This is a genomic window from Dongia deserti, assembly GCF_003574735.1.
GTDB classification, from domain to species: domain Bacteria; phylum Pseudomonadota; class Alphaproteobacteria; order Dongiales; family Dongiaceae; genus Dongia_A; species Dongia_A deserti.
Genome location: NZ_QORW01000009.1, coordinates 203,624 through 216,049 on the forward strand (window position 1 = coordinate 203,624; position 12,426 = coordinate 216,049).

The 12,426-nt window shown below is 64.7% G+C and carries 14 protein-coding genes; 4 read left to right on the forward strand and 10 right to left on the reverse strand.

The window, feature by feature from the left end; all coding sequences use genetic code 11:
• Positions 1-20 precede the first annotated feature (20 nt).
• Complete coding sequence (locus DTX69_RS16020; RefSeq protein ID WP_119302554.1) at positions 21-1,283, reverse strand: DUF2252 domain-containing protein; 1,263 nt, start codon at positions 1,281-1,283, stop codon at positions 21-23.
• A 215-nt stretch (positions 1,284-1,498) separates the two neighbouring features.
• Here DTX69_RS16020 and DTX69_RS16025 point away from each other — a divergent pair, with 215 nt between their 5' ends.
• Positions 1,499-2,527, forward strand: coding sequence for an LpxL/LpxP family acyltransferase (locus tag DTX69_RS16025; RefSeq protein ID WP_119302555.1), 1,029 nt, complete (start codon positions 1,499-1,501; stop codon positions 2,525-2,527).
• 2 nt (positions 2,528-2,529) lie between these two features.
• Here the strand turns inward: DTX69_RS16025 and DTX69_RS16030 are convergent, their stop codons facing one another.
• The 4 genes from DTX69_RS16030 to DTX69_RS16045 form a co-directional block, all read right to left on the reverse strand.
• Positions 2,530-3,858, reverse strand: coding sequence for a sugar-transfer associated ATP-grasp domain-containing protein (locus tag DTX69_RS16030; RefSeq protein WP_162917260.1), 1,329 nt, complete (start codon positions 3,856-3,858; stop codon positions 2,530-2,532).
• A gap of 121 nt (positions 3,859-3,979) precedes the next feature.
• Positions 3,980-4,888, reverse strand: coding sequence for a 2OG-Fe(II) oxygenase family protein (locus tag DTX69_RS16035; protein WP_119302557.1), 909 nt, complete (start codon positions 4,886-4,888; stop codon positions 3,980-3,982).
• Between the two features lie 216 nt (positions 4,889-5,104).
• A complete protein-coding gene (locus DTX69_RS16040; RefSeq protein WP_119302558.1) occupies positions 5,105-5,614 on the reverse strand; it encodes a PAS domain-containing protein in 510 nt (169 codons plus the stop codon).
• A gap of 384 nt (positions 5,615-5,998) precedes the next feature.
• The gene (locus tag DTX69_RS16045) at positions 5,999-6,325 is read right to left on the reverse strand and encodes an antibiotic biosynthesis monooxygenase family protein (protein ID WP_119302559.1); all 327 of its coding nucleotides are present in this window, start codon (positions 6,323-6,325) and stop codon (positions 5,999-6,001) included.
• Between the two features lie 121 nt (positions 6,326-6,446).
• Here DTX69_RS16045 and DTX69_RS16050 point away from each other — a divergent pair, with 121 nt between their 5' ends.
• Positions 6,447-6,722 carry a hypothetical protein gene (locus DTX69_RS16050; RefSeq protein ID WP_162917195.1) on the forward strand — a complete coding sequence of 92 codons (276 nt, stop codon included), beginning with the start codon at positions 6,447-6,449 and terminating at the stop codon, positions 6,720-6,722.
• Between the two features lie 58 nt (positions 6,723-6,780).
• Here DTX69_RS16050 and DTX69_RS16055 read toward each other — a convergent pair whose 3' ends face one another.
• Entirely contained in the window at positions 6,781-6,975 is a 195-nt protein-coding gene (locus tag DTX69_RS16055) for a hypothetical protein (RefSeq protein ID WP_162917261.1), read from the reverse strand.
• Between the two features lie 322 nt (positions 6,976-7,297).
• Between DTX69_RS16055 and DTX69_RS16060 the strand changes: the two genes are divergently transcribed.
• The gene (locus DTX69_RS16060; protein ID WP_162917262.1) at positions 7,298-8,512 is read left to right on the forward strand and encodes an EAL domain-containing response regulator; all 1,215 of its coding nucleotides are present in this window, start codon (positions 7,298-7,300) and stop codon (positions 8,510-8,512) included.
• A gap of 142 nt (positions 8,513-8,654) precedes the next feature.
• Positions 8,655-9,152: a DUF302 domain-containing protein gene (locus DTX69_RS16065; protein ID WP_119302563.1), complete on the forward strand. Its 498-nt coding sequence runs from the start codon at positions 8,655-8,657 to the stop codon at positions 9,150-9,152.
• Between the two features lie 10 nt (positions 9,153-9,162).
• Here the strand turns inward: DTX69_RS16065 and DTX69_RS16070 are convergent, their stop codons facing one another.
• From DTX69_RS16070 to DTX69_RS16080, 4 genes are all read right to left on the reverse strand, one after another.
• Complete coding sequence (locus DTX69_RS16070) at positions 9,163-10,083, reverse strand: translation factor GTPase family protein (protein WP_119302564.1); 921 nt, start codon at positions 10,081-10,083, stop codon at positions 9,163-9,165.
• A 12-nt stretch (positions 10,084-10,095) separates the two neighbouring features.
• Positions 10,096-10,986: a translation factor GTPase family protein gene (locus tag DTX69_RS16075; RefSeq protein WP_162917263.1), complete on the reverse strand. Its 891-nt coding sequence runs from the start codon at positions 10,984-10,986 to the stop codon at positions 10,096-10,098.
• Entirely contained in the window at positions 10,983-11,570 is a 588-nt protein-coding gene (locus tag DTX69_RS30210; protein ID WP_162917264.1) for a hypothetical protein, read from the reverse strand. Before DTX69_RS30210 ends, DTX69_RS16075 begins: the two co-directional genes overlap by 4 nt.
• A gap of 103 nt (positions 11,571-11,673) precedes the next feature.
• Positions 11,674-12,306 carry a hypothetical protein gene (locus DTX69_RS16080; protein WP_119302566.1) on the reverse strand — a complete coding sequence of 211 codons (633 nt, stop codon included), beginning with the start codon at positions 12,304-12,306 and terminating at the stop codon, positions 11,674-11,676.
• Between the last annotated feature and the right edge of the window lie 120 nt (positions 12,307-12,426).

A 12,426-nucleotide genomic window follows, 5' to 3' on the forward strand; every position in this document is an offset into this window, starting at 1 on the left:
CTTTGTCACGGCAGATTGGTCTAGGTGCGGCGGGCCAATCCGGTCTGCGCCTCCGCCCAGGCGGCGAGCTTCGACTCGCGAAAGCTGCGCCAATCCTCGAAGATCACCGAGGCCCAGTCCTTGGCGAGAGCGACCAGGGGGCGGGACCAGCCGGTATTTCGCGCAAATGCCATCAATCCTTCGATGTCCGTCGCACCGTCGCGCCCGGCGCAGCGCAGCTGCGCCCAGGCGGTCAGCTCGCCCATCGCGGCGATGACGGTCTCGAACGCGGCACGCTCGGGATGCGTGATGGAGAGGTCGAGCTTGTCGGCGCTCGGCTGCAGTTCGCGCAGCGTGAAGCTGCGCCCCGCGATGCGCACGGCGGCCAGGAAAGCAGGGCCGACGGCCTGCATGCGATTCTCGATCGCGACCACGCGCGCTGCCTCGCTGCCGAATTTCGGCTGGCGCTGTTTGAGGCGCGGGGCGAGGGTGGAGCCGATCTGGCTCTTGAGGTCGATCAAGGCCGCACCGTCGCGCCCGCCGTCGCCTTGCATCAGCACGACATAGCGCTTGAGGCCCAGTGCACCAACGCCGGCGACGCGCTGCGCCACATCCAGCACCTTGAAGAAGCTGGGAACCGCGCGTCCTTCGGCGAAGCGTTTCATGAAGGCGACGACGCGTGCGCGCTCCTCCGGCGAGAGGGCGAGCGCCTTGCCGGTGTCGGTGCGCAGGCGGCGCTTGCCGTTGCGGGTGACGGTGCGCTTGGCGAGCAGATCGGCCTGGGTGCGGCGGTCCAGCTTCATCAGCAGCTCGCCGATCACGCCGCGCGCGGTGCGCCGCTCGATCCAGCGCGCCTTGCCCTCGATCAGGGCCGCACGATAGGCGGCGACGAAGATGCGGTTGAGCGCCTGCGCGCGGCGCGCACCGAATCCCATCTCGTACCCGGCGATGTGCACGCCGACCATGAAGCGCACCAGGTCTCGCCCCAGCGGCCCGAGCGCGCCGTCGTCGAAATCGCCGACGTCGAAATAGACCAGGCGGTTGTCGCCGCGATAGGTGCCGAAATTCTCGAGATGCAGATCGCCGTTCAGCCACACCGCGGGCATGCGCTCCAGCCAGCCATGGCCGGGCCAGTCGGCGTGGAACAGATGATTGGTACCGCGGAAATAGCCGAAGGGGCTCGCCGCCATCTTGCGATATTTGAGCGCGAGCAGCTCCGGATGGCGGCCCTTGTTGAACGAAGCGATCTTGCGAAGCGGGTCGGCGCGACTCGGCATGGCGCATGGTAGCGCGAGCAGACTCATCGCGCGAGTTCCCCCTCCCCAAACGGGGGGAGGGTCGGGGTGGGGGGAAGCGAGCGATGATTGCCTCGCACCGAGACGCGGCTTCCCCGTCCCTAACCCTCCCCCAGTTTGGGGGATGGGATCACAGCGTGCGTTCCCAATGCGCGATAGTTTTGCCGGCCTGGACGAAGGAGAATGACTGGCTGATTTTCGCGTGCGCGCTATAGTTCGGCGCCATGAGTGATGTGAAGCAATCGGGCACCGTGCTGCCGGAGCAACCTGGGACAACCGCCGACCGTGCAGGTCCGGGCGACGCGATCAAGCGCAAGAAGCGCAAGCTCAAGGCGGGACCGGCCTGGAAGCTGTCCGACCTGGTCACCGCTGCGAGCCTCATCCTGCTGGTGCTGCCGGCGTGGATTTTGCCGGAGCGGCTGTGGGCGCCGCTGTGGCGCGGCTGGATCGGCGTCGTCTCCCTGGTCAAGCGGAGCGCCATGAAGCGCAATGGCAAGACCATCCGAACAGCTCTGGGGCTGTCGGACGTCGCGCACTCGGAAGCGATCGCGCGTGACTTGAAAGCCGCGGTCTACGAGATGCGGATGCAGGATCTGCGCGGCTGGCGGCCGGGCGGATGGACGCCGCAAACGACGCTGGAGGGCGAAGAGCATCTCAGCAGCGCGCTCAAGGGCGGCAAAGGCGCGATCCTCTGGCTGGCGCCGTTCGTCTTCAACAGCGGCCCGACCAAGATCGTGTTCCATCAGAAGGGCTATCGCGTCTCGCACCTGAGCAGCCCGAAGCATGGCGTGTCGGAGACACGTTTCGGCGTGCGCACCCTCAATCGCATTCGCTGCATTCCGGAAGACCGCTATCTGGTGGATCGCATCGTGTTCGACAGCGCCGCGCCTTCGACCGCGATGCGCCGCATGGTGCGTGCGCTAAAGGCAGGCGAGGTGGTGTCGATTGTCGCCTCCTCCACCGAAGGCTACGAGATGATCAAGGGGTCGATCTTCGGTGGCCGGCTACCGGTCGCGGTCGGCGCGCCGCGCCTCGCGATGCTGACCGGCGCGCCACTGCTGCCGGTCTTCACCGTGCGCGATCCAAAGCGCGGTTGGCGGATCGCGATCGAGCATCCGGTCGAGATTTCCTCCGGTCGAAGCAACGATGAGCGCTGCATCGCCGCGACCGCCGAATTCCTGCGTCGCAGCGAGCCGTGGGTGCGACAATTTCCGGAGCAATGGCGCGCCTGGAGCAAGTGGCGGCAGAAGTAACGTCAGGGATAGCGCCAGCCCGGCTCATTGAGCTTGGCTTCCAGGCGATCGAGATGAAAGTCCAGCAGCTGGCCGAGCCGCATTTGGCCGACGGGCTGCCGGAACACGCGCTGAGGAAAGACAAGATCCAGAAAGCTGTTGCCTTCCAACAGCGCCGGGCCGTCCGGCGTGATCGCCATGTCCCAGCCGATCATGACACGCTCCGGGACGATGCTATGGGCCTTGACCGCGAGCGCGGCGAGCTCGGGCCAACAGGGCACGATGCGCCCCGTCACCGTAGAGCCGGTGACCGGATGGTGGTCGAACCACCCCGATAGGCACGGCGGCTTGTCGCCCGTAATCCGGTCGAGTGCGCCGGTCTCGAGATCGATCGGCGCGCCGTACTCCTCAATCCAGCCCACGTCCCAGTTCGGCTCGAGCTTCGTCATCGAGCGAAGATAGGCGTTGGTCAGAACCGGGCGCAGCTCCTCGTCGAGGCAGGTGATCAGGCGGAACGTGATCAGCGTCACGTCCGCCAGATCGGCGATCGCCGGGTGGTTGTGCAGCAGCGGCATCACCATCAGCCGTTCGCGCTCCGAGCGCTCCGAGCGGCGCTGAAGCCCTTCCGTGATCTGCTCCAGCGTCACGGGCCGGTTCTCCTCGTCCCGATACTCGAATGGCCCGGTGCGCCAATAAGAAGCGGAACTATACGCGCCTCTTCCGCGACGGCGCTTCACGAACAGGTCGCGGTCCAGGTCGGCCCGCGAACCGCCAGGCCAGGAGATCTGGCCGCCCTCCACCAGCATGATCGGATGGGGGTGCGCGATATCGTTCTCGGCGCACCAGCGCGAGACTTCCAGCTTGTCGCCCAGCTTCTGCGCGCGGTCTTTCGCATCCGGATCGATGCGGTTCAGCGCCTTGAATAGCCCGTGCTTCACCTCGTTGCGCATCATGTAGGCGCCGGCCTCTGCCATGCCGCCGTCGCGATACAGCTCCAGCACATAGTAGATCCAGGGCTTCGCGCCGTGGAACAGGATCAAGCGCACCTGATCCCAGACCTGCCGCCGAACCGAGACGCTGCAATCGCGGCGCGCCTGTGCACCCACCAGCCTGATCATCGCCGCGATCCGATAGAGATTCACCAGCGGCCGGCCGAGGAACTGGTCGAATAGCCAGTAGAGGCCCTCGAGCGAGCGGTCCCGGAGCAGGATCCGGCGCTGCAGGCGACGCGCGCGGGTGCCGACGGGCAGCGACACAGGCTTCGCCTGCGATGCCGGCCGATCGGAGATGGCTGCGGTGGCTGAAGCGAGCGGCTGCTGGGCGCTATCCTCGGGCAAGGCTGACTGACGCATAGGACGCGCGTTCCACACCACTGTTGGACGACAACCGGAGATACCTGCAGGCGCCAATTCCTGGCGCCGCATGCCGCCACCTAACACGTGGGATATCAGCTCGGCAAGGCAGGTGGAGCGCCTACTGCGCCGCGCCAGCGATCACGCGAGAGCCGGCCTTGCCGGCAAGGGTCTCCTCGAGCGTGGGCAAGCCGAACTTCTTGGGAGCAAGATTGGCGCGCTCGATGACGTCAACGCCCCTGTTGCTGTCATTTGTGATCCAGGGTGTCAGCTGCTGGTCGATTTCCGGATTCACGAAATAGAGCATCGAGCAGCGCGGATCGGCGCGGTGCGTGTTCACGACCCGGTGATAGAGGGGCTTCACCCGATAGCCGGTCATCAGTGACAGGAGGCTGCCGGGCATCACCAGTAGCTGATCCTTATCCACCCCCGCCGGGATGAACTCCCCATCCACTTCGATCTCGAGACCCGGCGCGTTTGTGCTGACCATCGTGACCAGATGACCGTCTTCGTGGGAGTCCTGCAGCAGGTCGCGAGAATGCTTGGCTGGCTCATAGAAATTGAGCTGCACATGCGTGGTTCTGAAAAAGCGGAGCTCCGGCGCGCCCGGCTGGAAGTAGTCCGCCATCGCCGCAAACAGGTCACGCACGACGTCGCCGAGGAGATCGGAGGCCCGGCGCAGCGCGCCGTGCAGCGGGCAGCCGACCGCCCAGGCATCCAGATTGGGCCGCATCCGGGTGTGGTTCCAGACGGAAAAGGATTCGGTGAGGTCCGGCCGCTCCGGCACCAAGGCATATTCCGGTCCCATCTCACGGTAGCCTTCGACCCAGGCCGGATTGGCATAGCGATACTTTTCAGCGGCGGGACGCGCGAAGAACGTGTTGGCCAGCATGAACACATGATCGGCGGCCTTGCGCATTTCCAAATCGACCGGAATGCGCAGGAAACCCCTCCGCTCCAGTTGGGGCATCATCGCCAAATAGCTGCTGCGATCGCGCGACGGCGCACGGTCGACAGAAAGCGGACTCATGAGCAAACGTTCCTCAAAGGCGGATTCGAGTGGGTCCCCAATGACCCCCAAAATACCTATCAGATTGGTTGTGTCTAGCGCGGATCCAAAGGACTATTCTCGGTAGTATCCGTTTCGGCTTCAACCTATGGGCTCCGGTGTGATGGAACGCTGACCAAAGGCCCCGCGATTCGGCGACATAGTGCCGCGGCATGCTGTGAACCGCGACCGGCACCGTTACAGGCGTGAGCGCCCGCCGAAGGCCGGGGAACCCGGCCGGGGAAAGAACTCGTCGATGCCGATGACGCGGGTCACGGTCTGCCCGTCCTCCGACAACGGGAACAGACCGAACTCCGACGCGCCCGGTGTATTCTCGCGGAAGCCCCAGTGATAGAAGCCGAAAACCGGCGCCTTCGTGTCGCGGGCGCGGGCGAAGATGCTGTGCACGAACGGGCCTTCTTCCCAGTTCAGCTCGTCGACGTACCGGCCGGTCAGCTCGTTGCCCAGGATGTGCACCTGGCGGGTGCCGGCCAGACGGTAGCGCACGCGGAACGGCTGCTCCTCCAGATCGCAGATCACCATCGAGGCGATCAGCTTCGGGATCTCGGTCGGGTCGATGTCCGCCGGGCGCGGCAGGCGGCCGCCCGCGACCTTGCTCCGCCAGTAATCCAGCATGGAAAGGATCAGGGGCGAGCGTACTGATTCCACGCTCTCATAGATTGTATCGGAGGTGGGATGATCGGTCATGGACGGCTATCCTCAGCCTGCCGCTGCGGCCCTGTCAACCTGCCGAAAGGAGGTATTTGGAAAGCGCCAGTACCGCGCGCGCTCCAAAACCTGTTTAAGCGATCGGGCGCACCGCGCCGCCATCGACGCGTTGCGCCGAAGGTGCGCAGTGTGGGAGCGCTGTTGGTCCGAAACGCCAGACGCATTCTTCGCAACTCATCCTGTCACATGCGATTGCCCGCCGCATCATGGAAAGAGCAAAGCGGATACCTCGCCGCGCAGCGACGCGTTGTGCACCGGGCGCGGCTGGTCGGCCATGAAAGCGGCGATGATCTCGCGCGCATGAAAGCGCTTGGCCTTGCGGAGATCAGGCCGCTGCGAGTCTGGCAGGTGCGCTGAGGTGCGTCACCGATCCTGCGGTGCGGGGCAGTCGCCGTATGCCAGCTCGAAATGGCGCACGAAGTCGTCGAAGCTGGAAAGGACCGCGCGCGCTTCAGGTTCGACGACGGCGTGATCGATGGAATCGCCGGCGAACTTGCGGATCGCATCGCGCGACTCCCACAGCGTGACGGCGATGAACTCGACCTCCTCGCCAATCGAACGCTTCAGGAGGTAGGCACCGCGATGGCCCTCGAGCGCCGGCAGTTCCGTGAACACGCGGCTGGTGACGAAACGCTCATAGGCATCGGCATTCGACGCTTTCGCTTGCCCGCGCCACATGCGCACGATCATGATGCTTCTCCCCAGATATGACGTAGATATGATCTGCTCACAAACGAGAGAGCTGCTGTCCTATTCAGGAAACATTCATCTTTGCCTCGCCAAGCTCAAGGCTCGCGTGGAGGGAGCCAGCATGCTGCGAGTCACACAGGGCGTATTTCGGGGCGTATTTCCGCGAGCCGGCCTTCTGATCGCCACGGCCCTGCTGGCCGGTTGTGCGGTCTATGCGGAGCCGGTGCCGGTCTATCATGGCGGGCAGCCGGTGCATGTTCCGCCGGGGCACTATCCGCCACCGGGCCAATGCCGCGTCTGGTATCCCGACCGTCCGCCGGGCCATCAGCCGCCGCCGGGCCCATGCCACGTCCTGCAATATCGGGTGCCGCCGGGCGCCGTGCTCGTGCACGGGTAGCTCTTAGGTTAGGGCGCGCCAGCGCCTTGTCCATGACAGGCGAGTCGGCGGTTGCGGATCAGGTCTTGTCGGGCTTGTCGACGCGGGGCTCGGCTGCGTTCGCCGCCAGTTTCTGCTGCTCCGCGCGTTCGGCGAGATCGTACCAGCCGCGCGCCATCTCAACCAGCAGATGCTTGCTCCGCTCGCTCGTCACATAGTGGGTGAACAGAAGGCATTCCCCCGCTCGCCGGCGATATTCGTCCGAACTGGTCATGGCGTCCACGCGGCACTTGGGAAGGAAACACCGCGTCGCGGAGTAGGTTCCCATGGGTCCGGCCCATTCTGCTTGCCGTGGAGTCCAATGGATCCGCTCGGGTGGAGGAATCTCCAGTTGCAAATCCGGCAGCGGCGCTTCGGGCGCAGCTCTTGATCCGCAGAACTGCGCATCTTGTACAGTAAGGCACTATTGTACAGAGATATCGCGAGTTTAGTGGCTGCCGGCTGGTTGAATGTTCTGGCAAAGCTCGGAGGTTAGTCCTAACCTTCCCTATACTTTCGCTCGACAGAGGGTCCATTGCGTTGGGGAGGATTGGACGATGACGGCCAATCGTCTTTTGATCGTCGATGACGAACCGGCGATCGGCGCTTTCATCGGTCGCGTCGCGGCCAATGCGGGTTACGAGATCCTCGCAGTGTCCACCGCGGACAAGTTCCTGGAGCATGTCCGCAACTGGCGGCCGACCCACATCATGATGGACCTGCAGATGCCGGTGGTGGACGGCCTCGCCCTGCTCTCGCATTTGGCGGCGCAGAAATGCAAAGCCAGCATCATCTTGATCAGCGGTGTTGACCGCAGCGTGGTGGAGGCGGCGCGCCGCATCGCCATCGAGCGCGGACTCGATGTGGTCAGCGCGCTGACCAAGCCGATCCGCGTCGCGGACTTGACTGGAATTCTGAACGAGCTCAAGCGCGAGGAGCCGTGGCTCACCGTCGCCGCCATCGCCGCCGCGATCGACCACGACGAATTCCATCTCGTCTATCAGCCGAAGGTGATCTTGGAATCGGGCGAGATCCAGGGCGTGGAGGCGCTGATCCGCTGGCAGCATTCCCAACGCGGCCCGATCTCGCCGCTCGAATTCATTCCGTTCGCGGAATCCTCCGCCGCTATCGACCAATTGACGCATTGGGTGAATCGGGCCGCGTGCGAGCAGGTACGTGCATGGAACGAAGCCGGACTGACACTGGACGTCGCGCTCAACATCTCCGCCCGCACCTTGCATGAGCCGCGGCTCGCCGAAGCGCTGGAAAGTCAATGCCGCAAGGCGGAGCTGGCGCCCGCGCGCATAACGCTGGAGCTGACCGAGACCGCGGCGATGCAGGATGCGATCCAGATGATGGACGTGCTGACGCGCCTTCGGGTGAAGGGATTCAAGCTCGCAATCGACGATTTTGGCACCGGATATTCCTCGCTGGTGCAGTTGCATCGCCTGCCGTTTAACGAGATCAAGATCGACCGCACCTTCGTCGCAGACTGCACGACCTCGGCGGAGAGCCGCAGCATCGTGCGCGTGGTGATCGACCTGGCCCACGCGCTGGGCATGCAAGCGGTGGCGGAAGGGGTGGAGAGTGCCGAGGCGCTCGACCTGCTGCGCACGCTTGGCTGCGATGAAGCGCAGGGCTATTTCATCTCCCGCCCGGTCGCGGCAAGCGAGGTGCCGCTCGCGATCGAGCGACATAGCCAGAGCGACTGGGTCCGCCAGCTGCGATCCCGGAGCGCGCCAAGCACGAACGACGTTGCCAGCCGCGGCTGAGCGCCGGCGCCGGCCAGTATCCCCTCATAGTCCAGACGCATCGACATCATAGGCACCCGGCATTTCCGCCTGCGCGTCGCCGTCATCATGATGCAGCGGAGAGGCCGGCATGGCGCGCGGCCGAAAAGATGAAGGAAGATCCATGTCCATCCGCATCGGTGCCGTGTGCGCGGCGGCCGTTCTCGCTGCCGGTCTCGCGGGCTGCGCGTCGCAGCCGGAAACCAGGCTTGCCGCTCATCCCGCCGCCAGCTCGTATGGCATCGTGGCGGTGAAGAGCGCGCATCCGTTCCCCGAGACGGTGGCGCGGCTAAAGGAAGACGTCGCGGCGAAGGGCCTGGTGTTCTTCCAGGAAGTGGACCAGCAGAAGCTGGCGGCGGAGGCGGGCATCGCGACCCAGCCCTCGACCCTGCTGGTGTTCGGCAATCCCGCGCTCGGCACGCAATTCATCACTGCCAACCCGCAGGCCGGCATCGACTGGCCGGTGCGCCTCCTGGTCTATCAGGACGCGCAAGGCGCGGTGTGGGCCGAATACACCGACTTCGCCTACATCGCCGAACGCCACGCCATCGCCAGCCGCGACCCACAATTCCAGAAGGCGTCGGAGGTGATCGCGTCGATCGCGGGCAGCGTCGCGAACTAGCTAGAAGCCGCTACCAGCGCAACGCGGCCGCCGGCGCGAACGGACCACGGTCATCAGGAAGATTTGGCGGGATCTGTTCGTAGTGGTCGAAGGTCATCGTGTATTGCGCGTGGCCGCGCGACATCTGCATCAGTGTGGCCGTGTAGCCGAACATGTTCGCAAGAGGCACCAGCGCCGCAATAACGTGTGCGTTGTCACGACTTTCCGTGCTCTGCACCTGACCGCGCCGCAAATTGAGGTCACCAATCACGTCGCCCATGTGCTCCTGCGGCGTCACGACCTCGATCTTCATGACAGGCTCGAGGATCCGCGGACCGGCCTTGGGCATCGCTCCGCGGAAACAGGCGCGCGCCGCGATGTCGAACGTCATGACGTTCGAGTCCACGTCGTGATAGTCGCCGTCGACCAACGTGCACTTGATGTCGATGAGCGGAAAGCCGGCTAAGACGCCAGTCTCCTTCGCGGCCGCCAGGCCTTTTTCGACACCGCGCACGTACTCCATGGGCACTGCACCGCCGGTGGCTGCGTTCTCAAAGACGAAGCCGCTGCCGGGGTCGCCCGGTTCGAAACGGATCTTGACCTTCGCGTATTGCGGTGGGCAAGCGAGCTTCTTGTGGGTGTAGTTCCACTCGATGGTTTTGGTGATCGACTCGCGATAGGCGACTTCCGGGGCGCCGACCTCGAAGTCGAGGCCTTTGACGCGCTTCAGGCGATCGATGGCGATCTCCAGGTGCAGTTCGCCCATGCCTTGCAGCACGATCTCGTTGATCGGACCGGTCGTGACACCGAGCGTAGGATCCTCAGCGCATAGTTCGTCGATGGCAGCGCGCAGCTTCATCGCCGCGATCGCATCGGGAGGCACGAGGTCGACGGAGATAAGGTGGGTCACCATGGGGGCAGACACTACACGATTTTCGCGCGCGCGTCCCATTTGCCACACGCTCTACGCGCGCAGGCGCAGGGGGAGCGCTTCCTCGCTGTCGAGGCGGGGCGGCACTTCGCTGTAGTGGTCGAAGGCCATGGTGCTGGCGCCGCGGCGCTGGGTCATGGCGCGCAGGTCGTTGTCATAGCCTGCTAGATTGGCGAACGGCACCAGCGCGGTGATCGCGGCGATGCTGCCATGCATCGCGAGGTTCTGCACTTTGCCACGCCGGCCGCCCAAATCGGTGATCACGTCGCTCATGAACTCTTCGGGCGTCAGGGCGACCACCACCATCATCGGCTCCAGCAGCCATGGCCGCGCGCGCGGCAGGGCCTCGCGCAGGGCGAGGCGCGCGGCGATCTCGAACGCCTCGGGCGTCGAATCCGTGTCGTGCCAGCCGGCGTCCAGGATCACCACCTGCAGATCGGTGAGTGGGAATCCGTCGACCACACCGGCCTTGCACGCGGCATGCACGCCGGTATCGATGGCGTGCTGAAAATCTGCCAGCGGAATGTGGGTCGGGATCTCGTCGGACGGACAGCGGATCTCCGTCTCGATCCCTGCCCCGCGGATGAGCGGCGTCAGCTGGATGCGCAGCACGGCGAATTGCGGCGGGTCGGATTCCTTATGGGTGTAGGTCCATTCGAGGGTGCGCGTGACAGTCTCGCGATATTGGACCTCCGGCATGCCGACCTGGAACGCAAGCTCCGGTTGACGCTGCAGATAGCCAATGACCCATTCCAGCTGCGGTTCGCTGATGCCTTTAAGGATGACTTCGCCGGTGGGTCCATCCTCGACAGTCAGCGTTGCATCTTCCGCGCACACCGCTTCCAGACTGGCGCGCAGCCTTTCCGCGGCGCGCGCATCGCCCGGCTCGAGCGGGATGGAGAGGACGTGGGTCACGACAGTCATGGCGAGGATTCCGGCCGCACGGCGTCCCGGCTGGCTTGCCAACGGCGCACCAGTTCCGCGCCGAAGCTTTCGACATCCTGGCCTTCGAACGCCGCCTTGATCATGACCAAGCCGGCGTTGCCCGGCAACACGGCCACCAGAGTGCGGCCGTCGTTGATGATGGTCTCGATGTTCTCCCAGTTGCATGAGAACCGGCCGCGCCGCGTGATCTTTTGGATGCCGTCGGCCTGCAGGGCATAGCGATCGCCGGCATCGAAGATGCTCCAATGTTTTTCCAGGTGTAGCCGCGTCGTGACCCAACGGTTGAAGCCGAGGGCGAATGCGAAACCGGCGGCCGCAACGGCCAGCTGCAGCGCGAGGTCCGGCTTGACAACGTCAAGAGCCTTCACCGCCATCAGGACTGACACGATCATGAACGCGGCAAAGGCATACCAGAGATAGAAGGATATGGCGTGGAGACGGCCCGCTCCGCCGCGCCAGATCACCTTTTCCCACAGGTGGCCAACCTCGCGCTTCTCCTGCGCGGTGAACGCGCGTGTCTGAACGATGTCTAGCGCGTCGGCTGCGCGCTGCCCTGCATTCATCGTCGTTCCCCAAGCGATTATGACTTTCGACTGAGCCTAGCGACCGATGGTTAATCAAAGGTTGGGAACGCTGACCTGCTGACGACGGATCGCGCGCTGCTGCTCAAGGCTTTGTGGCGCGCTTGGCTTTCATGCGGCGGATGAAGGCCTCATTGCGCGGCCATCGGCCGGTGGCACGCCAGGTTGCGAAGCTTTCGAGCAAAATTCTTCCGATTCCGAAGAGCAGCATCGGCAGGAGGATCGGCGCCAGCACAAGCAGCATCAGCGTGACGCCGACCTTCTCGACGAATGTCGGCAAGGCGCCGGGACCGAGGATGGTGCGCAGCGACGCGGCGATCATCCACAGCACGATCCCGTCGAGCAGCAGTGCGCCGATACCAAAACCGGCGCGGCAGGCGATCGCGTTCGCCCAGTACGAGTCGAGCAGAAAGCCGGCCATCGCGATCGTGCATTCGCGTGGGCCGGGACCGAATGCGATCCAGTTTCCGATGGCGGCGAAGGATCCGATGACGAGGGCGAAGAACCCGGAGGCGAGCACGCTGCGCTGCAGCCGCTCGCCGAGCACAAGGGCGATACCGGCCGCGACGAAGACTGCACCGGCGAGGAAGCCGAGCCAGCGCGGGCCGTTGATGGCGCTGCTGTCGAGCGGCCCGAGATCGAAGGCAGCGAGCATGGGAACGACGCCGCTCGCGATGCAGATGAAGGCGATCAGGATGCGGACGGCGGGTGATGGCATGCTTGGCGTGGCCATCTGTTGCGTAACGGTGACGCCCAGGGTAGCCGCGCTTGGTTAAGCAATGATTGTGGGCGTATAAGGGAAGGGCCCTGCCGGCCTTCGCGGCGCGGCTCACAAGCT

What these genes read in the sequence shown, in the direction of transcription:
- DTX69_RS16080 (WP_119302566.1), bottom strand. Translation starts at nt 12,306, where the DNA reads ATGCCATCACCCGCCGTCCGCATCCTGATCGCCTTCATCTGCATCGCG.
- DTX69_RS16050 (WP_162917195.1), top strand. Translation starts at nt 6,447, where the DNA reads ATGCTGCGAGTCACACAGGGCGTATTTCGGGGCGTATTTCCGCGAGCC.
- DTX69_RS16045 (WP_119302559.1), bottom strand. Translation starts at nt 6,325, where the DNA reads ATGATCGTGCGCATGTGGCGCGGGCAAGCGAAAGCGTCGAATGCCGAT.
- DTX69_RS30210 (WP_162917264.1), bottom strand. Translation starts at nt 11,570, where the DNA reads ATGAATGCAGGGCAGCGCGCAGCCGACGCGCTAGACATCGTTCAGACA.
- DTX69_RS16055 (WP_162917261.1), bottom strand. Translation starts at nt 6,975, where the DNA reads ATGACCAGTTCGGACGAATATCGCCGGCGAGCGGGGGAATGCCTTCTG.
- DTX69_RS16070 (WP_119302564.1), bottom strand. Translation starts at nt 10,083, where the DNA reads ATGGGACGCGCGCGCGAAAATCGTGTAGTGTCTGCCCCCATGGTGACC.
- DTX69_RS16035 (WP_119302557.1), bottom strand. Translation starts at nt 4,888, where the DNA reads ATGAGTCCGCTTTCTGTCGACCGTGCGCCGTCGCGCGATCGCAGCAGC.
- DTX69_RS16075 (WP_162917263.1), bottom strand. Translation starts at nt 10,986, where the DNA reads ATGACTGTCGTGACCCACGTCCTCTCCATCCCGCTCGAGCCGGGCGAT.
- DTX69_RS16030 (WP_162917260.1), bottom strand. Translation starts at nt 3,858, where the DNA reads ATGCGTCAGTCAGCCTTGCCCGAGGATAGCGCCCAGCAGCCGCTCGCT.
- DTX69_RS16020 (WP_119302554.1), bottom strand. Translation starts at nt 1,283, where the DNA reads ATGAGTCTGCTCGCGCTACCATGCGCCATGCCGAGTCGCGCCGACCCG.
- DTX69_RS16065 (WP_119302563.1), top strand. Translation starts at nt 8,655, where the DNA reads ATGTCCATCCGCATCGGTGCCGTGTGCGCGGCGGCCGTTCTCGCTGCC.
- DTX69_RS16060 (WP_162917262.1), top strand. Translation starts at nt 7,298, where the DNA reads ATGACGGCCAATCGTCTTTTGATCGTCGATGACGAACCGGCGATCGGC.
- DTX69_RS16025 (WP_119302555.1), top strand. Translation starts at nt 1,499, where the DNA reads ATGAGTGATGTGAAGCAATCGGGCACCGTGCTGCCGGAGCAACCTGGG.
- DTX69_RS16040 (WP_119302558.1), bottom strand. Translation starts at nt 5,614, where the DNA reads ATGACCGATCATCCCACCTCCGATACAATCTATGAGAGCGTGGAATCA.